Origin of the sequence: Serratia sarumanii, from assembly GCF_029962605.1 — a bacterium.
In the GTDB taxonomy this organism is placed as follows: Bacteria; Pseudomonadota; Gammaproteobacteria; order Enterobacterales; family Enterobacteriaceae; genus Serratia; species Serratia sarumanii.
In genome coordinates this window covers 3,031,096-3,052,998 of the sequence record NZ_CP124750.1, presented here as the reverse complement: position 1 = coordinate 3,052,998, position 21,903 = coordinate 3,031,096, and the positions used below count along the sequence as shown (strand labels likewise).

Here is a 21,903-nt window from a genome sequence, read left to right as displayed (position 1 = left end):
TTACCGGTCCGTATGGCTGCGAATCGCCCAAAATTCCATGTCCAGCCCCGGGAATTCGCCCGCCAGGTGCAGAGCGAAGGCGCTGGATTTTTCCATCTGTTTCCACAGGTCGCCGCCTTTTTCCAGCTCGAAGTAGGTGTAGCCGGCGTGATAGGGGATCTGGCGCGGCGCGGCGGGCATGGTGCGCAAACCGATGCCTGGCAGCTGCAGCTGCACCAAATCGCGGATGCGCGTGACCGGGGCGATCTTCATCTGCGCCGGGAAATGGGTCAGCAACACCTCGGCGGCCACGTCGGCGCGCACCGCCAGCACGAAGCCGAAGTCGCGCATCATTTTGGCGTCCTGCACGGTGGCGACGTTCAGCCCGTGGGAGCGTTCGACCAGCGTCAGCTGAATGGCGTTGTCTTCCAGCACCACCGACAGCCCCTGGCGCAGCAACAGCATCAGCTTGCCGAAGCACAGCGCCAGGTTGTCGTGGTCATACACCGGTAGACGGCCTTCCGGGGTGCGCTGCGCCGAGAAGCTGGCGAGCTCGGTGGCGAACTGCAGCCAATCGGCGAACAGGCGCTCCGGGTGCAGATGGTCGAGGTGGTAGGCGTGGCTCACCTGGCCGAGGTGGCGGTTGATCAGCTGCAGCAGCATGAAATCGACCATTTCGGAACTGCCGCCGCGGCCCGGCTGCAGCAGGCGCTGGCTCATCTGCTGGCTGCGCTGTTGCAGCAGGCCCTGCAGATCGTTGATGAAGGTTTTCAGTACCGGGTTGCCCTGGCAGTTCAGCATCGGCGGGATCTGCGCGGTATCGAGGCGCAGGCTGTTGTCGCCGCGTTTTTCCAGCACGCGGGTCACGCCGAGCGCCGTCCATTCGGCGTTGAGCTCGCTCTCCAGCATCAGCCGCAGGCGCAGGCGGCCGAACTGCAGCGCCGCGCTGCCCACCGAGACGGCGTTGAGATCGTCGACTTCGTTCTCGTAAGCCAGGTAGCGCGCCAGCGCCTCCGGGCTTTCCTGAAAGATCACGTCTTCACGCCCCGCGCGGTAGGTCGGCAGGGCCAGCACCACGTTTTCACCGGTCTTGTTTTCGGCGATGGTCAGCGGCGCGGGCGCCTGCTGGGCGCCGGAGAAGCGAAAAGGCGTGCCGTCCGGCATGATGCCGCTGGCGGCGTTGAGGGCAATCTTGCCCTGGCGCAGCAGCGTTTGGTCCAGATCCAGGGTGAGGAATCCCCAGAAACAGCCGCTGTGGGCCTGGCCCCAGTTGCGCATATAGCCTTCGAGATAGTTTTCCGCCTGCTGGAAATGGTGGGGGCGCAAAAACATCCCCTCAGTCCAGACAACCTTATGAGCATCTTTCATCATCACACCTATAGTTACTTCGCTTCAGCGCAGCGGTAGGTCAGTCGACCTTTTTTACGGGGCGCAGGCCACTCACGCCCGCGACGATATGCGCTTCCAGCTCATCCGGCGAGAATTGCCATACCTTGTAGAAATTGGTTTCGGTGGGTTCCGGCAGCGGCAGTGAAAGGCGCCAGGTTTTGCCGTCCAGATTTTGATATTCGGCGATCACGCCGATGTAGCGCGCATCCAACGCGCTTTGCCCACCGAGTTTTTTGCCGGTCTGGCCCGGCGTCAGGAAGAACTGATCGCTGTCCAGCAGGCTATTGCCGAGCACGCTTTTGGCGTCGTTTTGCAGACTGAAGAAGTCGGCATCCATGAATTCCGCATCCGAACGCAGCAGCAGCACGCGAATTTTTATCGGCGCCGGTTGCGCGCCGGCGGCGGCGTTGACCTGGCGATCGGCATCGAACACCAGGCTGTAACGCGACGGCACGCTTTTGGCGGAAGACATGCAGCCGCCGAGCGCCAGTGCGCCCAGCAGTAGAAAAAGCATCCCGCACCAGCGGGAAGCGATAGGGGTCGTCATCATGGGAATCTCGTCGCCCGCAGGCGTGCTGACTACTGGAGGATCCAGGTGGCTGAGCCGGCGTTTTTACACGCCTTGCTGTCGCCGCCGACTTTGACGCAGTCCTGTTTGGCGGCGCGCGCGCGGCGCGGCAGATCTTTGCGCAGCGTCGATTTGTAGCGCGCTTCCGGTACGCCGGCGTTGGCCTGGATGTAACCCACCAGGTCGCCGCCCCGGATGGCGGAGATCGCCAGCCAGTTGTTTTCCACTTCGCCCAGCGCGTAGAACGCGGCGGCGTTGTCCAGGCTGCCGACGGCGGTGCCGGTATAATTCGGGCTGCTCATGATGCTGGCGGCGTACAGGCTGCGGTACTCCTCACCGATCGGCTTGAACTGTTGCGGCGCGCTCACTGCGGCGCGGTGCTTTAGCGTGACGCCGTTGACCTCACTGCTGACGATGGCGTCGTTATTGAGCGCCGGCGGCGGTGGCGGCGGCGTGGAACAACCGGCAAGCGTCAGGGCGGTCAGCAGCGTCAGGGTAATCCGTGTTTTCACAATGTCCTCTTCTTGTTTAATGGCTGTGTAATAGGGCGCCGTCATCAGGGCGCAAGCAGCAACACTTTTAATTGGCTCGGCACGATGCGCATGCCGAGCGCGTTGGTGGAATTTTGCAGGCTGAGGCTGGTCAGCCGGGTGGCCGGGGTGCCTTTGAGCAGCACGGTAAAGGCGCCGGTCAGGTGGCGGGACGGCCCCATCACTGTCCCGGAGGCGACGCCGGTGGCCACGCCGGGGTTGTCGCCGTTGGTCAGCGGCGTCACCGTCGCCATGTTGTGCGCCGGGGTGCCGACGAACAGAATGTTGAACGCGTTCGGAATGGCGGTCGGCGCCAGGGCGATATCCGGGTAGGGCACGGGTACTGGCGCCGGGCTTGGCGTCAGACAGACGTCGGGAAACGCCAGGTCCACGCCGATCATTTGGCTGTTGGCAAACATAAAAGGCCTCCGCAGGTTATCCGACGTGGATTTGTTCCGAATCCAGCTTGGTGATGTCTTTTGAAGTAATGAGCGTGTTGCGGGCATGAATGCGGGCGTAATCTTCCGCCTGGTAATCCAGCTGCCCGGCGCGCACGTGCTCGGTCTGGCGCACTTTGCGGAACAGCGAATGGCTGATCTGGCTGACCGAATGCCACAGCGACTCGCAGCGTTTGCCGACCAGGCGGCTGATGCTGACGAAGGCCGACAGCTCTTCGCCGCTGTATTTCATCTTGTCGACCTGGCAGTCGCCGCTGTTGGCCTGCAGCGTCATGGCGTCGCCGCTCAGTTTCAGCGCCTGCGCGCCGTGCAGCGACAGTGAGCCGCTCGGCGTTTCAATGTGCAGATCGCCTGCAACGCTCAGCCGCGCCGCGCTTTGCGGTTCCGCGCGCTCAAGGACGGCGATCGCCCACAGCTGGTGGCCGCAGCCGGCGACCAGCACGTTATCGCCGAGTGCCGGCGTCAGCAGGCAGCTCGCCGCCCGGCGGCAATGCCAGCCGCGGCCTTCGCACTCCACCACCAGACTGCCGTCCGGCAACAGGTTGACGACCTGGCCGGCGGCCTGCTGGGGCGGTGCGATGTTGACGGCGCGGGTTGTGTTGGCAACGCTCATGGTGATCCCCTCGTGAAGTGGTCAATGCATTCAGATTCGGCTCTGGCGCTGTGCGCTCCAGGTTTCGGCGGCGTACAGCTCTTCGTCGCGCTCGAGAATTCCGCTGCGATCGCCCCAGCGCGTTTGCTGCTGATGGGCGCGGTGCATGCGGGTGCGCATAAAGCGCGCGCGGCGGAAATCGGCGGCGCCGATGTCGGCATAACAGAAGTCGGCGTAGGTCAGGTCGCTGTCGCTGAAATCACAGCGCGCCGCGCGGCTGTGCTGGAATACGCATTGATACAGGCGCGCCTGGTTGAAGCTGGCGGCGTCCAACGTCGCTTCGCTGAAGATCGCCTGATCGAACTGCCCGCCGCGGCACTGCGCGTGGGTCAGATTGGCCTCCAGCCACAGTGACTGCTGCGCCTGCACGCCCGCCAGGTTGGCGCGCCGCAGCGAAGCGCCCTTGAAGTTGCTTTGACGCAGCGTCGCCTGGCTGAAATCGACGTCGTCCAGTTGGTTATCGGTAAACTGGCAGGCGATCAGGCGCTGCCCGGCGTAACTTTTGCCGCGGTGGTCACATTCGAAAAACGTGACGCGGTCGAAATCTGCCCCTTCAAACCGCGTGTCACGGAGGTTTAATCGGAAGAACGTGACAAGAGATAACCGCGCCTGATTCAACGCAGCGCCGTCGAGCGGGCTTTCGTAAAAGGTGGTGCGATCGTGCTGAGTGGCGGAAAAATTCGCGCCGGCCAATTGGCATGACATCCAGTGGCTTTGGTTGAGCGCCAGCCGGCTGAAGTCGCCCTGTTCAAGCCGGCAGTCGTTGAACATCGTCAGTTCGATATGGCTCTCGCTGAAGCGGCCGCCCGACATGGCGCACTGGTTGAAGGCCGTTTGCTTCAGGTTCGCCCGTGCAAATTGCGCCTGTTCGAGCCGGCAATTGCTGAAGACGCTGTCGCGCAGATCGCAATCGGAGAAGTTCACGCCGTTCAGGTTCAGTTCATTGAACATGCCGCCGGCCAAATCCATACCGGCGAATGACAGGCCGTGCAAATCCTCACCGGCAATCAGCTCGCCGCGTTTCACGCGCTGGCGTATTTGCTCTGGCTTTGAGGTCATACTTCCTTCCCGTTGTGGCGAGGCAATGTTTTCACCCTGGCGGTATAGGCGCCCTCGAGCCGGGTCGCCTGATCCACTTGCGACTGCGACAGGTCGGCCCGGAACAGATTGGCGCCCTGCAGGTCGGCGCCCGACAGCACGCATTTTTGCAGGAGCGCCGCAATGAAATTGGCGTCGCGCAGGTTGGCGCGAGACAGATCGCTGCGAATGAACAGGCTGCCGCTGCCGTTGGCCTGACGGAAATCGGCGTCGTTCAACCGGGTTTCCGACAGGTCGCAATTATTGAGACGCGCACGGCTGAAATTGGCCCGCTGCAACGGCATCTGGCGTAAATTGCACTGGTTTAGCGTCGCGTCGCTGAAATCCGCCTGCGGCAGCAGCGTCTTTGCCGCGAAGGCGCAGGCCGTGAGGCGTGCGGCGCGGAAACTGAGGTTTTGCGTCTCGGTATCAACCCAGGCGCAGCTTTCCAGCCGCGCCCGATCGAAGTTCACCGCCTGCAAGCGGCATTTGACGAAGCTGACTTTGTCGAGCCGGGTGTGGCTGAATGTCAGCTGCTCCAACTGCAACTCCATCAGCGTAATGTTGGCCAGCGTGGCGCGGCTGAAATCACACTGCCCGAGCAAGGTTTCGTATCCCAGCAAATCGCGTAATGAGGCCATCGTGAAATCGCAGCGTTGAAACAACGTTTGCTGAATGTTGGTTTCGTGCAGCTGTGCGCCGCCGAAATCCGTCGCTTCGCATTTCGCCAGGGCCAAAGAGGCGTGGCTCAGATCGGCCTGCTGCAAGACGGCGCCGCTGAGATCGGCGCGCGCCAGCATCGCCTCGCGAAGGTCGCAACCCACCAGTTGGGTTTGGCGCAGATTGGCGTTTTCCAGCAAAGCGCCGCGCAAGTTAGCCTGGCAGAGATCCATGCCGGACAGATCGGCGCCGGTGAGATCAAGACCGCTGAGATCCTTATCACGCAGCATGGCGGCGGTGACGCGTTGGCGAATGATTTGCGCCAGATCGCCGCTTAAACGCAGCGCAGGGCTTTGCGCCTGTGCCGACATTAAATACATTTGGTGCAGCGCACGCTCGCTTTCCCCCAGCTGTTTTTCGCTGAACGCATCGGGATGCCGGCGCGCCTCCTGGAACAGCAGATCGCGCTGCTGCTGGTAGCTTTCCGCACCGGATGGCGGCACGTGATCCCCACCGGGATTGCGCGGATCGATACCCTCGGCTTGCGCCAGCTTGAGCATGTCCTGATACTGCGCCTCGGCCTGGCTTTCCAGACGCTCGACGAATTCGGCAAGCTCGTCCAGCTTCGGCGGCGCGTCTTGCGACGGCAGCGGGAACAGTTCATCGATGTCCTGGCCTTCACGCAGCAGGCGCTGGCGGTGCTCTTCGCGCTGCCGGTGCTCGTAGGCGGCGATATTTTCCGCCATCGGGCTTTGCTGCGTCGGCGTTTCCGTATCCAGCCAGGCGCCGATGCACGCTTCCGGCAACAACTCTTGCTCACGAAACGCGTGCAGAGCCCCCCGTTCCTTATCCAGCCGCTGGGTCAACACCTGCCGATAATGCGCGGTGGAGCGGGGCTCGCCTTCGATTTCCAAAGCCGGCATCAGCTGCATTACGTCGGCGGCATCGTCTTCATTGATGCGTGTGCTGCCCTGATAAATCAGCAGCATCTGTTCCAGATGCGGGAAGAACCAGACGGTGGTGTGGCGCATCGCGATTTCTTCGAAATGCGTTTCGTCGCCGCGCAGCCGGTTGATGAAACAGCGTGTGCGCCACGGCGGCAAATGACCTTGCTGCACCGGTTCTGAAGGGTGCATGTTCCAAATTCGATAGGCGGCGCGGGGCGGCAAGCTGTCGCGTTGAGGAAACTGCTGATCGCTTTCCGCCATGTTGAACAGGCGCCAGTCGATATCGTTGGCGAAGCCGGGAAAGCCGTTTTTCAACCAGTCGGCGTCGTAGTTTTTACCGATGCGGGAGAAGCGGCGCGGCCAGGTGAGATCCAACGCGTCAAAGCTTGCCGGTTGCGCGCTTTGCCGAGGAGACGCGAGGCGCCCCTGCAGCGGTTCAATATTGGGTAGGCGATGGATGCGGCCCTGCGGAAATGTTTCTGGAGTGGCGCCGATGCCGTGCGGATTATCGGCGAACTGGGTGCCGCCGTAAGCCCGGCGCCAGTCCAGACGCATTTCTGCAAAAGGGAGGGGAGTGGAGGGACGATCGTTGATCCAATGGCGATCGCCGAAAACCACCAGCGTTTTTTCCAGCGAATCCAGCTGGATCTTTACGGCGCAAGCGGTTTTGTCTTGTTGATGGTGGGTGTAGGCGTTACCGGTGGCGAGAAACTCCGCGCAGGCTTTGGGGATAGCCAAATCGAGCACGCCGCCGCTCAGCGTGAGTTCTTCGGCGGCCAACTGCCACAGCTCCGGTTCGGGGCGCAGGCGCGGGGAAGCCCCCATATCGGCCAAGGCCAAAACGGAAACGCCCAGATGGTTTTGCCCTTGCCAAGAGAAGGGGCGATGAAGCGCGCTGAGGCGCAGAGGTTTTACGACTTTCATTGTGTGTGTAAAGCTTCCTGTGGATATCAGCTGGCAGCCAGGCTGCTGCTCAAAAACAATCCGTTTTTCGGTTTAATAGATATCAGGCTATGTCACAACAGATGAAGAAAACGATGCGGCGTTCAGCGCCGATCGTTAATGCGGGGAGGGCCCCGCTTCGAAAGGGATGATCAAGAGGACAGTGCGCCGTCCTTCCCGTTTATTCCGCGAGCCAACAGCACGGCGGCGACGGACAATGCCGCAGCGATCGCCTTGGCGATAAATTGGCCGGCGCTCTCCAGGTGATAGGGGGCAAAAAATTCGACGTCGGCGGTGCCCAGAATCAGCAGCGCGGCGAGCGCCGCAAAACAGGGCAGCTCTATCGCCAGCGCCAGTCTGCCGGTGGGCGCCGCACCCAGGTAACTCATCAAAAAGCCGGGCAAAATCAGGAACCCGATCAATTCTGCGGGGGCATTCACCGCAGACATCACCTGCTGGTTGTATTTCAGCAGCGCCAGCATCAGCGCGACAAAGATCAGCAACCGCGCAGGCAACGCGGCCGCTCGGCTGGCCGACAAAAAGATTTTGCCGATCGCGGCGAGCAAGACGCAGCCAACCAGGATGCCAAAGAAGGTAAACAGGATTTGTCCCCAGAGGCTGTCCTGCGTCGAAAAGGCAATGAACGCGCCCATCGTGACACTTCCTTATGCAAGGTGAGTTAGCGAACCGATGAACGATAAGCCGTTGGCAGAGCGTTGCAATCGGATAGCGTGATTGAAAGGAGCCTTTTCGCTTAAAGCCGGGAAAGCTCTTCGATCACCGCTTTTTTGGGGTTCTTGGGGTCGTACTTGATCGCGGTGAAATGGCCCGGCTGATAACGCGGCAGATCCACGACGCTGATCGGGCCTTTCGCCACGGCCGTATGGTTTTTTCCGTCTTGGGCGATGTATTTGACTTCGACTTCGCAGACCGGCCGATTCCCGTCCCACAGGTTGGTCTGGCGAATGCTGACGATTTGCCCGGAGGCGGAAATACCGTTCTCCATCACGCTGAGGGAAGAACCGATATGTTTGAAATAACCCCAGATATCGACCGTGATGAATTTGAAAAAACCCACCAGGCTGAGGATAGGAGCCAATAAAATCAACCCGATAACGGTGAGAACATTTTTGGCCTTCGACATGGGAGTCCCTTTATAAAAAGATCGCCAGCGCCTTGGTGCTCAACCGTAAGGCGCCGTTGGTCACCAGCGCGCCAAGCTGAGTGAACGTCATTGGATCGTTACTGAGCTTGAAATTGGTTTTGCTGATCGCCAGCGGATTGTGCGAGATATCCAGCATCGTGTGTTTCAGGCTGGCTCCTGTCAACGCAAGATTGGAGCCGTAGAAGGCGAAGTTGGCCCCGGTCGCCACCCATTTCCAACCGTGGCAGTTATCTTTCCAGCTCGGTGTCTGCACCGACACGCCGTCTGCGCTGGTGATGTTGATCGTTTTCGCTTTGATGGTCAGCGTACCGGTGATCGTCGTGCTCTGATCGTTTTTGTAGGTCTCGGTGACATTCCCGGTGACGGTAGCGGTTTGGCCGCCGCCTTTAACCGTCAATTCCTGCCCGCCGGCGGTGATGGTGGTGTGCTGCCCGCCGGAGGTGATGTTGACCGTTTGCCCTTGCTTGATGGTGCTGGTTTGTTGCCCTTCGGTAATGTCGAGGGTCTGATTGCCCTTCACCGTGACGTGTTGGGTCTGCGTAATGTTTTGCGTCTGTGCGCCGTCAAGCTTGAAGGACTGATTGCCGGTGATGTCGATTTTATCGCCGCCGTCGATAATCGTCAGGTCGCGGCCGCCTTTGATGTTCACCGTCTGGTGGGCGTTCAGGTTGGCGGTTTCCAGCCCATCGACGGTGGTGGTGCGTTTCGCTTTGTACAGGAACGTGGCGTCGCCGGTGACGGTGTCGTCCTGCTTGCGGCCGATGGTGGTGGTGCGGCTGCCGTCAATATTGACGTTCTTGTCGTTTTCCACCGTCATGTTCATGTTGCGTTCGGCGTGCATGTCGAAAGATTCGTTGCCGGGCGAGTCTTCCAGGAACAGGAAGCTGGCGTTGTCGGCGCCGCCGCCTTTGCTGCGGCTCATAAAGCCCATTTTGGTGGCGTCGCCGGGCAGATCCCACGGCGGCATGCTGTCTTCGTTGTAAACGCGGCCGGTGATGATAGGGCGATCCGGATCGCCGTTGATAAAGTCGACCACCACTTCTTCGCCCACGCGCGGGATCTGGATCCCGCCGTATTTCCAGCCGGCCCAGGCGCTGGAGACGCGCACCCAACAGGAACTGGTTTCATTGCCGCTGCCGTGGCGATCCCAACGGAATTTGAGTTTCACCCGGCCATATTTATCGGTCCAGATGCTTTCGCCTTCCGGCCCCACCACTTCGGCAGTTTGCGGGCCGTGGGTTTTCGGCCAGGGCGTGATGCGCGCCGGGCGCCAATTGATGTCCGCCGGAACGACCTGAAATTCGGTACGCTGCTCGCCGACGTCGTTATCATTGCTTGCGTAGCTGTTTTCCTGCATGAAGTAATGCGCGCTGACCACCAGGTAGGCGCGGTTGTCCTCCATACGCGGCGCCTGGATCAGTTGAAAACGGTAGCCGGGCGCAATGCCCTGCGAACTGCCTTCGCCGCTCATCTGCTCGTGCTGCGCTTCGAACTCCTGCTGGCGAACCTTGACGTAAAACTGGCCGTGGGCGTGATCGGTATAACGCCCGGGCCAGTCGAACACCTCGGCTTTGTCCTGCGCGAACGAGGCGGGATTCTGCCGCGCCTCCAGCAACCGCGCGCGCGGCTTGCGAAAATCGTAGTCATCCAGGCTATACAGGCTGGGCGTGATGGCGTCCGAAACGCTCCAGCTGTTGATGCTGTCTTTGTTTTCCACCAGGCCGCCTTCCGCGAGCTGATAGGGAATGCTGGCGTAGCCGGCGAGTTCCTGATGCGCCGACGGCGCGTCAGCCAGCACCAGCGTATGGCCGTCTTGCTGGTGCGTGAAATAGTAATAGATGCCTTCGTGCTCCATCAGGCGACTGATGAAATCGAAATCGCTCTCTTGGTACTGCACGCAGTACCCCCAGATGCGGTAGTCGTAACTCAGGCGATTATCGATTTTCACCTGATACTGCCCCAGCACCTGAGTCAGGATGTCGGGAACGGTCTTTTCCTGGTAGATGCGAAAATCGCGGTTTTGCGTCAGATACCACAGCGTGGGGCGCAGCACGGCGCGGTAGATATAGTAACGGTTGCCGCCTGCTTCCCGTCCGGAGAGAGTCATGCGCGTGATATTGCCGTTGAGATAGCGCGGCGCCAGCGGATTGCCCCGCAGCTCCAACGTGATTTTTTGTCCCAGCAGCGCTTTCAGATCGAGCCGATTGTCGGGGCTGAGCAGCTCGACGTCGAACTCGAACAATCCGGCCAGTTTTTCCTCACCGGAAAGGCTTCTGAACAACAGCTGATGGGAGGGCAAAGGCGTGTGCGCAATGATAAGGCGATCCATACTATTCCCCGCTTTAGGCATAGCTACCGCACGAGAATTGACGCGCGATCCCGATGGCGTATCTGTCACGAATGGAGACAGGAACTGACGAAAGATTTAACAAAGTTTACACAAAGGCACGATTTGTGCAGTCTACAATAGAGCTCTGCATTTGCAAAATAGCCTTGTGGATCAATGCTCAATTCGTTAACTTGCTCACGATCTTGGTTTTAATCATCTAAAACATATACATGCGAGCAGATCATTTTTTATCTCAAATTATTGGATAATTGGTAATACCAAAAAATAAATCTGTAACACTTAAGTCAACGTGTTTATAAAACAACTCTTTTTTTACGTAAAAAAAGTCACTGACTGTTTTTTATCCTTACCATTTGCCAGTTAAAGATGATCAAATATATAAATTTGGCGAATGTTAATTCGGATGATTCCTATTTGGCAGACCTCTCAGGGCCCACCGGCGAGCCCTGGAACATGCGTTCGAACGGTTGAAAATGCAGCGAATGCCGTCGTTAACGTAGGGAGGGGGCGAAGGAGAGTTGGCCTATCAGCTCACAGAGCCAGATTAACGCCGGGTCGCGTTGCGCCAGCCTGCCGGCGATCAGCTCAATGGGGAAAGGCGCGATGGCCAACTCGTCGGGCAGCGGGAGAATGCGTACGCGTTGCGGATCGGAAAAATGCCGGGCCGCGCTGGCGGCCAGGGTGGCGATCAGATCGCTGTCGGCGACCACAGCCGGCAGAGCGGCAATATGTGAAAAGGTTACGGCGACGCGCCGTTGACCGCCGATTTCCGCCAGGCGCCGGTCGACCAATCCCCTGGCAGAGCCGTCGTCTGCCGGTGCGTACAGCCCATGCGGCAGGCTGAGGTAGCGTGCCAGATCCCAGCGGCCATCCGCCAACTGTGGGTGTGAACGGCTGGCGATACACACCAGATGTTCTTCAAACAACGTGCGCACATAGTGGCTTTCCGCTCCGGAAAGGTGCCCTCCCAGCGCGATATCCACCTCGCCGCGATCCAGTTGCCGGTAAATATTGTGGCGATCCAGGCGCGAAACGCGAATATCGATGCCGGGTGCTGTCTGACGTAACCGACTGATGATAGCGGGCAGCAGCAGGATATCGGCATAGTCGCCGGCCGCCAGCGTAAAGCGCCGTTGCCCGGCGGTGGCCGGATCGAAACGGGCAGGGGGCGCCAACGCCAGATGGATCTGTTCAAGCACCTGCTGTATCTGCGGCATAAGCTGATGGGCGCGTGGCGTAGGCGCCATGCCGCCGCCGCTGCGAACAAACAGCGGATCGTTCAGCAGCGTGCGCAGCCGTGCCAAGGCATTGCTGACGGAGGGCTGGGCGCGGTTAAGACGCCGGCCTGCGGCGGTGACGTTGCGCGTCTGATATAACGCCTCGAACACCACCAGCAAGTTGAGATCGACGTTGGCCAAATTCATTTTATGAATACTCTATATACAGATAATCCATTTCCAGAATCATACTGCGTTCTCTAGGCTGGAAGTACACGAATTTAGCCTTCAATCAGGGGAAATGATGAACAAAGTCTTGATCACCGGCATTGAGCCGTTCGATGGCGATGCGGTGAATCCTTCCTGGCAGATTGCGCAGGCGTTGGCCGGTGAACATATTGCCGGCGCGGAGATCGCGGCGCTCGAGCTGCCTTGCGTGTTGGGCGAGGCCAATCAGCAATTGATCGCGGCGATTGAGGCGCTGCAGCCGCTGGCGGTGATTTGTCTGGGCCTGGCCGGCGGCCGGGCCGAGATATCGCTGGAACGGGTGGCCATCAATCTGATCGATGCCCGCATTCCCGACAATGCCGGTAAACAGCCGGTCGATATACCGGTGGTGGCCGGCGGGCCGGTGGGGTATTTCAGCACGTTGCCGGTCAAGGCCGCAGTGCAGCAGCTGCGCCGACAGGGGATCCCGGCGGCGGTCTCTTATACGGCAGGTACCTATAACTGCAACCATATTTTTTACGGTCTGCGGCACTATCTCGAGACGCAGCACGCGAGGGGCAGGGGCGGATTCGTGCATGTCCCGTACAGCCATGCACTGGCGGCGGCGCATCCGGGCAAGCCGAGTATGGCGCTGGCGACGATGGTGGAAGCGGTGCGCACTATTGTGCAGGTGACGCTGACGGTCGAGGAAGATGTGCGATTCGGCGACGGCGCCATACATTAACAGCAGGGCGTGGTGTACCACGCCCTGTTACCGGTTACTCGTCGGCGACGCGGATCACCAGCTTGCCGAAGTTCTTGCCCTGCAGCAGGCCGATAAACGCCTGCGGCGCCTGCTCCAGCCCGTCGACGATGTCCTCGCGGAACTTGATTTTCCCCTCCTCGACCCAACTGCTCATTTGTTGCAAGAACTCGTCAAAGCGTGAGCCGTAGTCGTCGAAGATGATAAAGCCCTGCATACGGATGCGTTTGCGCAGGATCAGCCCCTCCAGCAGCGGCAAGCGGTCCGGCCCCGCAGGCAACCCGGTGGCATTGTAATGGGCGATGATGCCGCACACCGGAATGCGCGCTTTGGTGTTCAACAGCGGCAGTACGGCGTCGAACACCGCCCCGCCGACGTTTTCGTAATAGATGTCGATGCCTTTAGGGCAGGCGGCCGCCAGCTGTTCGGCAAAGTCAGGGGCGCGGTGATCGATGCAGGCGTCGAAACCCAACTCTTCCACCACATAGCGGCATTTTTCCGCCCCTCCGGCGACGCCGACGACGCGACAGCCTTTCAGCTTACCGATTTGGCCGACCACCGAGCCGACCGCACCGCTGGCGGCGGCCACCACCAGCGTTTCTCCCGCCTGCGGTTGGCCGATGTCGAGCAGCCCCATGTAAGCGGTAAATCCCGGCATGCCCAGCACGCCCAGCAGGCGGGAAGGCTGCGGCAGGTGCGGGCCGAGGTTGCGCAGGCCGCTGCCGTCAGACAGGGCGTAATCCTGCCAGCCGTCATAACCCAACACCCAATCGCCGACGTTGAAATCGGGATGCTGTGAAGCCGCTACGCGCGATACCGTGCCGCCCACCATCACCTGACCGATCTCCACCGGCGGCGCGTAGGAGGGGGCATCGCTCATGCGCCCGCGCATATAAGGATCCAGCGACAGATAAACGGTGCGCAGCACCAGCTGTCCGGCGCCGGGCTGCGGTGCGGGGACGGTATCGAGACGGAAGTTGGCCGCCGTCGGTTCACCGTGCGGACGCGAGGCCAGCAGGAAGCGGCGGTTCTGTTGAGAAGAAGGGGACATCGAAAGCTCCTTTGCGTTGCGACAAACAAGATGCGTTAAGCCTAGTCCAGGGGCGGCAAGGCAACGTTACCGAATGTGCTTAGCCTTAGAGCGGAACGATCAGCACGTCGATATGGCTGATATTGATAAAGCGGGCGGCGGAACAGGAGACCTTATTCATCATGCCGTCGCGATGATTGCCGCAGATCAGCAGGTCGAACGGCTGACGGCGGCTGGCGTATTCCAGGCTGTCACCCAGCTCGCCGTGCACGATCAGCGCATCGGCGATCGGGTAACCGGCGCGTTGACGCAGTTCCTCCATAAACAGCCGGGTTTCCTCCTCCATCAACGAGCGCAAATCCCCCAGCATCGGCCCGGCGAAATTATTGTACATTTCCGGGTTGGCGAGGGTGCTTAACAAGGTGATGCTGCCGCCGTAAGGGCGGACGATGGAGACGGCTTTTTCCACCAGGCGGTGGCTGTCAGGGGCAACGGCGACGGTGACCAGAACGTTTTGATACCCCATATCCCACTCCTTGTTGTATCCATCGCATTCCAGGCTGCTGCATCGGCGGCCTGGGCGGAGGTACTGCGTCGGATAAAGGGTAGAGCCTGGCGGGGGGAATAAATGTGTTTCGCATCACGCGCGGCAATAAAAGCCGAATTTACCCCGGTTATATAGCAATAAAAGATAAAACCGTTGCCGCACGTAATTTCACTGAATTAAAGCACCTGCGCCCACAGCGTTTTCGGCACCTTGCCCAGATCGAACAATTTACCGGCAACCAGCTCGGCGCGACGGTGGTCGGCGGCGCGGTACATGTTGCTAATTTCTTTATCATTTTCAATGGAGTAGTTCAGTTTGTCGTACACCTTCTCCAGGCTGTCCAAAGAGGAGCATTTACGGAATGTCAGCAGATATTCGAGCGTATCGGTCATGATTAAAATATAGCCTGTTAATAGTTAAAGCCGGGTGAATAACACATCGGCGGCTCACGGCGACGCCGTCGAGGCAGCGATGTACGACCTGACAAAAATCATTTCAAGTAGATAAATTGCACCGGGTAATGATGTCACGCCGCACGTAGCGGCGCTTTGATAAATCATAATATGCCAGTGCGCCGTCAGCAATCTCATCCTGCTGATAAACGGATAAATAGGGAAAGTCTCAGGGCGGTTGACGGCCGACGCGTCGTCGTTCTTGCCGTGCACAAGCTCGCGGCGCCGCGCCAGGCCAACTTTTGCGGTGATTTTTTCACCGTCCGTGGTGCCGCTGCGGCATTGGGCGGTGTTTGTCGTCGTCACTTGCGCTGAAAAGCCGTTTTTCTCGATGGGGAAATATGAAGAGTAAAACAAAACTGCGTTTTATTTTATGACAATGACGTGATGAAAACGTAAGCCATGTAAATAATCTCTGGGGGAGAGAGAATTATCACGGCGACAGAAAAAGAAATAAAGGCATTAAAGTTTTATGGATTGCTGCCGATATATCGTTTTGGGGAACTCTAATGTAGAAAAAGCATTCTTGCATTGCGCTAATACGGAAACATATCGTTACGTCTGTTAGCTTGTTCACTACGCCAGCGAATCATTGATAAGCCATAATCACCTGATGTGGAAAATTAGAACAGCTTCAGGCTGAGGGCTTAAGTCAAATCCGATAGCCAATAGCCTTATAGTTTACACGTGTTATTTTTCAGCTTGGATATTTTTTAGTAACTCAAATGGTTATTTATACTGAGTTTGTTGCCTATATACAGATTTTTGTTCTGTTATTTTGGTTTGGTGATGCTTTTGTTCGAATTGATCTAAAAAAGATAATTTTTTGGCTGATAAACATTGTTTTTAAGACGTTTTTTTACCTATGGATGTTTTGTGAACAAAATGGCGGTCAATAAGTGAGCGTATTTGGGTGTATTTGGCTTAATTATTTTTTATTTTTGTGATCTATGTCACATTGTATTTAAAATTGCCTCTCACTTACATTGTGTGTGCTAATGGTTCGGGGGTAGAGTTGCGCTGCTTTAGGAATAATCTTATTAAATTTGTAAAAATAGTTTCATGGTGACTAAACACTATCGAAGCAGAATGCTGTACATCCATACACGTTGGTTTACGCTCGTAGCAAATACTGAACAGTGGTCAAATTTAGCGATTGTTGAAAATTATAGCAGTCGTTTTTGAGAGATTAATTTGCCAGCTTTGGGAAACAACCCAGGTCACGGGCGATAAAATTTATCACCCAGCGTATGTTTTTAAACATAGTCTGTCGGGATGGGGAATATGGGTACGTCTGAATTACTTAAGCATATTTATGACATCAATCTGTCATATTTACTTTTAGCACAGCGTTTGATCAACGATGAAAAAGCCTCCGCGATGTTCCGTCTTGGTATTGATGAAGCCATGGCCGATGCGCTGGCGCAGCTGACTTTGCCGCAAATGGTTAAACTGGCCGAGACCAACCAGCTGGTTTGCCACTTCCGCTTTAACGAAAGCCAGACCATCGAACGCCTGACCAAAGAGTCGCGCGTCGACGATCTGCAACAAATCCATACCGGCATTTTGCTATCAAGCCATTTACTGCAAGAGCTATCGAGTAAAGACGCTAGCCCGACGAAGAAAAGAGCCTGATGATGGTTGAGAAAAGTATCGTTCAAGAAGCCAAGGACATTCAGCTCGCCATGGAGCTGATTTCGCTGGGAGCCCGATTGCAGATGCTGGAGAGCGAAACCCAGCTCAGCCGCGGGCGCTTGATTAAACTTTACAAGGAGTTACGCGGCAGCCCGCCGCCAAAAGGAATGTTACCGTTCTCAACCGACTGGTTTATGACCTGGGAACAAAATATTCACTCGTCGATGTTTTACAACGCCTACCTGTTTCTGATGAAAAGCGGGCAGTGCAGCGGAGTGGAGGCGGTGATCAAAGCCTATCGCCTCTATCTCGAGCAGTGCCCCCAGCAGGCCGGCGAGGCGCCGTTGCTGGCGCTGACCCGTGCCTGGACGCTGGTGCGTTTCGTCGACAGCGGCATGCTGCAGCTCTCTGCCTGCAGCTGCTGCGGCGGCGCATTTATCACCCACGCGCACCAGCCGCTGAACGGTTTCATCTGCAGTTTATGCCAACCCCCATCCCGCGCCGTAAAAAGACGTAAACTTTCGCCGCAACTGGCCGATATTATTCCTCAACTGCTGGACGAGCAGGTCAAACGCGCCATTTGAGCCGCCACATTGCCGGCTCTCGGCAATGAATACCGACGTGTGATACGCAGGGGCGGCATGCCGCCCCCAGACACGCAGCCTGGTCTGTGCGCCAGGGCGCGTTTGCCCCACCTTCCATCCACATTGTTAATTTAAGGAATGCGTGTGCTAGTTATTTTGGGTTATCTGGTGGTATTGGGTGCGGTGTTTGGCGGCTACCTGATCGTGGGCGGCCATCTCGGTGCGTTGTATCAGCCGGCGGAGTTTCTGATTATCGGCGGGGCGGGGGTCGGCGCTTTCATCGTCGGCAACAACGGCAAGGCAATCAAAGCCACGCTGCGCGCGCTGCCGCGGCTGATGCGCCGTTCCAAATACAACAAAGATCTGTACATGGATCTGATGGCGCTGCTGTTCCGCCTGCTGGCCAAATCGCGCCAGCAGGGCATGCTGTCGCTCGAGTTCGATATCGATAATCCGCAAGAAAGTGAAATTTTTTCTAATTATCCGCGCATCCTTGCCGATAACACCCTGGTGGAGTTCATTACCGACTATTTACGGCTGATGGTGAGCGGCAATATGAATGCGTTCGAGATCGAAGCGCTGATGGACGAAGAGATCGAAACCTACGAGCAGGAAAGCGAAGTGCCCGCCGGCAGCCTGGCGATGGTGGGCGACTCCTTGCCGGCGTTCGGTATCGTCGCGGCGGTGATGGGGGTGGTGCACGCCCTGGCTTCGGCCGATCGGCCGGCCGCGGAACTGGGCGCGCTGATCGCCAACGCCATGGTCGGTACTTTCCTCGGCATTCTGCTGGCCTACGGCTTCATCTCGCCGCTGGCCACATTGCTGCGCCAGAAGAGTGCCGAAAACGTCAAGATGATGCAGTGCATCAAGGTCACGCTGCTGTCGAGCCTGAACGGCTACGCGCCGCAGATCGCCGTCGAGTTTGGCCGCAAAACGCTGTATACCACCGAACGTCCTTCTTTCGTTGAGCTGGAAGAACACGTGCGCCGCGTGAAAGCGCCGGCGCAGCAGGCGACGGAAGAAGAAGAAGCATGAAACAGAATCATCCGGTCGTTCTGGTCAGAAAGCGCAAGTCGCATCATGCCGCCCATCACGGCGGCTCCTGGAAGATCGCTTATGCCGACTTTATGACGGCGATGATGGCGTTCTTCCTGGTGATGTGGCTGCTGGCGATCGCCAGCCCGCAGGAGCTGACGCAAATCGCCGAATATTTCCGCACGCCGCTCAAGGTGGCACTGACCAGCGGCGACAAGAGCAGCTCCGAAAGCAGCCCGATCCCGGGCGGCGGCGACGATCCTACCCAGCAGCACGGCCTGGTGAGAAAGCAGGTCGATTCGCCGGACAAGCGCGCCGAAGAGCTGCGCCTGAACAAGCTGCGCGAAAAGCTGGATGAGTTGATTGAGTCCGATCCGCGCCTGAAGGCGCTGCGCCCGCATCTGCTGATCAACATGATGGACGAGGGGCTGCGCATACAGATTATCGATAGCCAAAACCGGCCGATGTTCAAAACCGGCAGCGCGCAGGTCGAGAGCTACATGCGCGATATTCTGCGGGCGATAGCGCCGATCCTCAACGATTTGCCGAATAAGATCAGCCTGTCCGGCCACACCGATGATATCCCTTACGCCAGCGGCGAGCGTGGCTACAGCAACTGGGAACTGTCGGCCGATCGCGCCAACGCCTCCCGGCGCGAGCTGATCGCCGGCGGTCTGGCGGAAGGCAAGGTGCTGCGGGTGGTGGGCATGGCGGCCACCATGAGCCTGAAACAGCACGGCGCCGATGACGCGATTAACCGTCGCATCACCGTGCTGGTGCTGAATAAGCAAACGCAAGAAGGCATCGAACATGAAAATGCCGAAAGCAACGCGATGGATATCGCCCAGCCGGACAGCCTGAAACAGCTGGCGCCGTCGGCGACTGCGCCGGCCAGCCAAACGCCGGAGCCCTCGGCGGCAGCCCTGGAGCCGGCGGCGTCAACGCCAGCGCCGAGCGTCCCAGCGCAGGTATCCCCGGCGATAGCCCCGGCCGATCAGGCGCAGGAACAACCGGCGGCCGCACCCGCACCGACTAACCGCGACTCACAGCCAGAGGTGACCCCGTGAGCATGGACATTAGCGATTTTTATCAGACCTTCTTTGATGAGGCGGACGAGTTGCTGGCCGACATGGAGCAACATCTGCTGGAGCTGGATCCGCTGGCCCCCGATATCGAGCCGTTGAACGCCATCTTCCGCGCGGCGCACTCGATCAAGGGCGGCGCGGCGACCTTTGGCTTTTCGGTGCTGCAGGAAACCACCCACCTGCTGGAGAACCTGCTGGACGGTGCAAGACGCCAGGAAATGAGCCTGAGCACCGAGATTATCAACCTGTTTCTGGAAACCAAAGACATTATGCAGGAGCAACTGGACGCCTATAAAACCTCGCAACAGCCTGACGCCGAAAGCTTTGAATACATTTGCCAGGCGCTGCGCCAGCTGGCGTTGGAGGCGCAACAGCAGCAGGAGGCGCCTGCGGCTCAACCGGCCGTTCAGCAGCCTGTCGTGAAGCCGGTGGCTGCGCCGGCGGCGATCGAAGGCGGCATGCGCATCAGCCTGAACGGGCTGAAAGCCAGTGAAATCCCCTTGATGTTGGAAGAGCTGGGCAACCTCGGCGAGGTTAAAGACCCTCATCAGACGGAACACAGTCTGGACGTGACGTTGCTCACCTCCGCCAGCGAAGACGACATCAGCGCCGTGCTGTGCTTCGTGCTGGAGCCGGAACAAATCAGCTTCTCGACGCCGACGCAGAGCGAACCGGCCGTTGCAGAAGCGAGCTTACCGGCAGCGGTCGCCGCGCCGGAACCTGCACCTGTGCCGGTCGCGAACGCCGCGCCGCCTGCCGCCAAACCGGCCGCCGCTCCGGCGGAAGCGCCGAAAGCGCGCGCCAAGGCGAGCGAGTCCACCAGCATTCGCGTGGCGGTGGAAAAGGTGGATCAGCTGATCAACCTGGTGGGCGAGCTGGTGATCACCCAGTCGATGCTGGCGCAGCGCTCCGGCACGCTCGATCCGGTCAACCACGGCGATCTGCTGAACAGCATGAGCCAGCTGGAGCGTAACGCGCGCGATCTGCAGGAGTCGGTGATGTCGATCCGCATGATGCCGATGGAATACGTCTTCAGCCGCTACCCGCGCCTGGTGCGCGATCTGGCCGGCAAGCTGAACAAGCAGGTGGAGCTGACGCTGCAGGGCAGTTCCACCGAACTGGACAAGAGCCTGATCGAACGCATCATCGATCCGTTGACGCACCTGGTGCGCAACAGCCTCGATCACGGTATCGAAGAACCGGCCACCCGCGTCGCCGCCGGCAAATCGGCGGTGGGCAATCTGGTGCTGTCGGCCGAACATCAGGGCGGCAACATCTGTATTGAGGTTATCGACGACGGCGCCGGCCTGAACCGCGAAAAAATTCTCGCCAAGGCCGCGTCGCAAGGGCTGGCGGTGAGCGACAGCATGAGCGACGAAGAAGTCGGCATGCTGATCTTCGCGCCGGGCTTCTCCACTGCCGAGCAGGTGACCGACGTTTCCGGCCGCGGCGTCGGCATGGACGTGGTGAAACGGAATATTCAGGAGATGGGCGGCCACGTCGAGATCCGTTCGCAGGCCGGCAAAGGCACCACCATCCGCATCCTGCTGCCGCTGACGCTGGCGATCCTCGACGGCATGTCGGTCAAGGTGAACGACGAAGTCTTTATCCTGCCGCTGAACGCGGTGATGGAATCGCTGCAGCCGCAGGCGGAAGACTTGCACCCGCTGGCCGGGGGCGAACGCGTGCTGCAGGTGCGCGGCGAATATCTGCCGCTGGTGGAGCTGTATCGGGTATTTGAAGTGGACGGCGCCAAAACCGACGCCACGCAGGGCATCGTCGTTATCCTGCAAAGCGCCGGCCGCCGCTATGCGTTGCTGGTGGATCAACTGATCGGCCAGCATCAGGTGGTGGTGAAGAATCTGGAAAGCAACTACCGCAAAGTGCCGGGCATCTCCGCCGCGACCATTTTGGGCGACGGCAGCGTGGCCTTGATCGTCGATGTCTCGGCGTTGCAAACCTTGAACCGTGAAAAGCGTCTGACGGACGCCGCCGCATAATAATGAGTTTATTGATTTAAAAGGTGAATGATATGGCAGGATTGGCAGCCGTCAGCAAATTGGCTGGCGAAACGGTAGGGCAAGAGTTTCTGATTTTCACCCTGGGCAATGAGGAGTACGGCATCGATATCCTCAAGGTGCAGGAAATTCGCGGCTACGATCAGGTGACCCGCATCGCCAACACGCCGGCGTTCATCAAGGGCGTCACCAACCTGCGCGGCGTGATTGTCCCGATCATCGATCTGCGGGTGAAATTCTCGCAGCAAAGCGTGTCTTACGATGAAAACACCGTGGTGATCGTGCTGAACTTTGGCCAGCGCGTGGTGGGCATCGTGGTCGACGGCGTTTCCGACGTGCTGTCGCTGATCGCCGAGCAGATCCGCCCGGCGCCGGAGTTCGCGGTGACGCTGGCGACCGAATACCTCACCGGTCTCGGTTCGCTGGGCGAGCGCATGTTGATCCTGGTGGATATCGAAAAGCTGTTGAGCAGCGAAGAGATGTCGCTGGTCGACAGCGTGGCGAAAAGCGTCTGATTCATGACGCCAGGGGGCAGGGCGCTGCCCCCTTCATCCATCACTCTTCCTGACCTGTCGCGGCGCCGCAGACCGCACCCGGAACCCCCACTAAAAAT

Annotated in this window: 22 protein-coding genes; 7 read left to right on the top strand and 15 right to left on the bottom strand. The window is 58.8% G+C overall.

All coding sequences use genetic code 11. From position 1 onward, the window contains the following. The 11 genes from tssK to SSARUM_RS14485 form a co-directional block, all read right to left on the bottom strand. Positions 1–1,347 carry a type VI secretion system baseplate subunit TssK gene (gene tssK / locus SSARUM_RS14535; RefSeq protein WP_048322102.1) on the bottom strand — a complete coding sequence of 449 codons (1,347 nt, stop codon included), beginning with the start codon at positions 1,345–1,347 and terminating at the stop codon, positions 1–3. A gap of 40 nt (positions 1,348–1,387) precedes the next feature. Further along, positions 1,388–1,918: a type VI secretion system lipoprotein TssJ gene (gene tssJ / locus SSARUM_RS14530; RefSeq protein ID WP_048321733.1), complete on the bottom strand. Its 531-nt coding sequence runs from the start codon at positions 1,916–1,918 to the stop codon at positions 1,388–1,390. A 29-nt stretch (positions 1,919–1,947) separates the two neighbouring features. Next, on the bottom strand, positions 1,948–2,448 hold the full coding sequence (tagV, locus tag SSARUM_RS14525) for a type VI secretion system accessory protein TagV (RefSeq protein ID WP_033638520.1): 501 nt from the start codon (positions 2,446–2,448) through the stop codon (positions 1,948–1,950). A gap of 44 nt (positions 2,449–2,492) precedes the next feature. Further along, positions 2,493–2,885, bottom strand: a complete 393-nt coding sequence (locus SSARUM_RS14520; protein WP_004934933.1) for a DUF4150 domain-containing protein — start codon at positions 2,883–2,885, stop codon at positions 2,493–2,495. Positions 2,886–2,901: 16 nt separating this feature from the next. Then, positions 2,902–3,537 carry a DUF3540 domain-containing protein gene (locus tag SSARUM_RS14515; protein ID WP_033653621.1) on the bottom strand — a complete coding sequence of 212 codons (636 nt, stop codon included), beginning with the start codon at positions 3,535–3,537 and terminating at the stop codon, positions 2,902–2,904. 30 nt (positions 3,538–3,567) lie between these two features. After that, a complete protein-coding gene (locus SSARUM_RS14510; RefSeq protein ID WP_060430230.1) occupies positions 3,568–4,635 on the bottom strand; it encodes a pentapeptide repeat-containing protein in 1,068 nt (355 codons plus the stop codon). Continuing rightward, positions 4,632–7,184: a DUF2169 family type VI secretion system accessory protein gene (locus SSARUM_RS14505; RefSeq protein ID WP_060430229.1), complete on the bottom strand. Its 2,553-nt coding sequence runs from the start codon at positions 7,182–7,184 to the stop codon at positions 4,632–4,634. Before SSARUM_RS14505 ends, SSARUM_RS14510 begins: the two co-directional genes overlap by 4 nt. Before the next feature lie 170 nt (positions 7,185–7,354). After that, the gene (locus SSARUM_RS14500; protein WP_060430227.1) at positions 7,355–7,855 is read right to left on the bottom strand and encodes a hypothetical protein; all 501 of its coding nucleotides are present in this window, start codon (positions 7,853–7,855) and stop codon (positions 7,355–7,357) included. Between the two features lie 101 nt (positions 7,856–7,956). Next, positions 7,957–8,346, bottom strand: coding sequence for a DUF3592 domain-containing protein (locus SSARUM_RS14495; protein WP_033647801.1), 390 nt, complete (start codon positions 8,344–8,346; stop codon positions 7,957–7,959). Positions 8,347–8,356: 10 nt separating this feature from the next. Next, entirely contained in the window at positions 8,357–10,696 is a 2,340-nt protein-coding gene (locus SSARUM_RS14490; RefSeq protein WP_033647800.1) for a type VI secretion system Vgr family protein, read from the bottom strand. Positions 10,697–11,208: 512 nt separating this feature from the next. Beyond that, entirely contained in the window at positions 11,209–12,141 is a 933-nt protein-coding gene (locus tag SSARUM_RS14485) for a LysR family transcriptional regulator (RefSeq protein WP_033647799.1), read from the bottom strand. Between the two features lie 97 nt (positions 12,142–12,238). Between SSARUM_RS14485 and pcp the strand changes: the two genes are divergently transcribed. Beyond that, positions 12,239–12,886 carry a pyroglutamyl-peptidase I gene (gene pcp / locus SSARUM_RS14480; RefSeq protein WP_033648133.1) on the top strand — a complete coding sequence of 216 codons (648 nt, stop codon included), beginning with the start codon at positions 12,239–12,241 and terminating at the stop codon, positions 12,884–12,886. Between the two features lie 34 nt (positions 12,887–12,920). Here the strand turns inward: pcp and SSARUM_RS14475 are convergent, their stop codons facing one another. From SSARUM_RS14475 to SSARUM_RS14460, 4 genes are all read right to left on the bottom strand, one after another. After that, positions 12,921–13,955 carry an NADP-dependent oxidoreductase gene (locus SSARUM_RS14475; protein ID WP_033647798.1) on the bottom strand — a complete coding sequence of 345 codons (1,035 nt, stop codon included), beginning with the start codon at positions 13,953–13,955 and terminating at the stop codon, positions 12,921–12,923. 85 nt (positions 13,956–14,040) lie between these two features. After that, positions 14,041–14,460, bottom strand: a complete 420-nt coding sequence (gene uspC, locus SSARUM_RS14470) for a universal stress protein UspC (RefSeq protein ID WP_033635011.1) — start codon at positions 14,458–14,460, stop codon at positions 14,041–14,043. Positions 14,461–14,657: 197 nt separating this feature from the next. Beyond that, a complete protein-coding gene (gene ydgT, locus SSARUM_RS14465; RefSeq protein ID WP_039565480.1) occupies positions 14,658–14,873 on the bottom strand; it encodes a transcription modulator YdgT in 216 nt (71 codons plus the stop codon). A gap of 54 nt (positions 14,874–14,927) precedes the next feature. Then, positions 14,928–15,290, bottom strand: coding sequence for a hypothetical protein (locus SSARUM_RS14460; RefSeq protein ID WP_033647797.1), 363 nt, complete (start codon positions 15,288–15,290; stop codon positions 14,928–14,930). Between the two features lie 927 nt (positions 15,291–16,217). Between SSARUM_RS14460 and flhD the strand changes: the two genes are divergently transcribed. The 6 genes from flhD (at position 16,218) to cheW (ending at position 21,805) form a co-directional block, all read left to right on the top strand. After that, complete coding sequence (gene flhD, locus SSARUM_RS14455; RefSeq protein WP_033647796.1) at positions 16,218–16,568, top strand: flagellar transcriptional regulator FlhD; 351 nt, start codon at positions 16,218–16,220, stop codon at positions 16,566–16,568. Continuing rightward, positions 16,568–17,152, top strand: coding sequence for a flagellar transcriptional regulator FlhC (flhC, locus tag SSARUM_RS14450; protein WP_016927281.1), 585 nt, complete (start codon positions 16,568–16,570; stop codon positions 17,150–17,152). Before flhD ends, flhC begins: the two co-directional genes overlap by 1 nt. Before the next feature lie 144 nt (positions 17,153–17,296). Beyond that, a complete protein-coding gene (motA, locus tag SSARUM_RS14445; protein WP_015378266.1) occupies positions 17,297–18,187 on the top strand; it encodes a flagellar motor stator protein MotA in 891 nt (296 codons plus the stop codon). Further along, positions 18,184–19,254 (top strand): flagellar motor protein MotB, encoded by a 1,071-nt coding sequence (motB, locus tag SSARUM_RS14440; RefSeq protein ID WP_033647795.1) that lies wholly within the window; start codon positions 18,184–18,186, stop codon positions 19,252–19,254. The genes motA and motB overlap by 4 nt, the downstream gene beginning before the upstream one ends. Continuing rightward, positions 19,251–21,272, top strand: coding sequence for a chemotaxis protein CheA (gene cheA, locus SSARUM_RS14435; RefSeq protein WP_060430222.1), 2,022 nt, complete (start codon positions 19,251–19,253; stop codon positions 21,270–21,272). The genes motB and cheA overlap by 4 nt, the downstream gene beginning before the upstream one ends. Before the next feature lie 32 nt (positions 21,273–21,304). After that, on the top strand, positions 21,305–21,805 hold the full coding sequence (gene cheW, locus SSARUM_RS14430; RefSeq protein WP_060427896.1) for a chemotaxis protein CheW: 501 nt from the start codon (positions 21,305–21,307) through the stop codon (positions 21,803–21,805). The last annotated feature ends 98 nt before the right edge of the window (positions 21,806–21,903 follow it).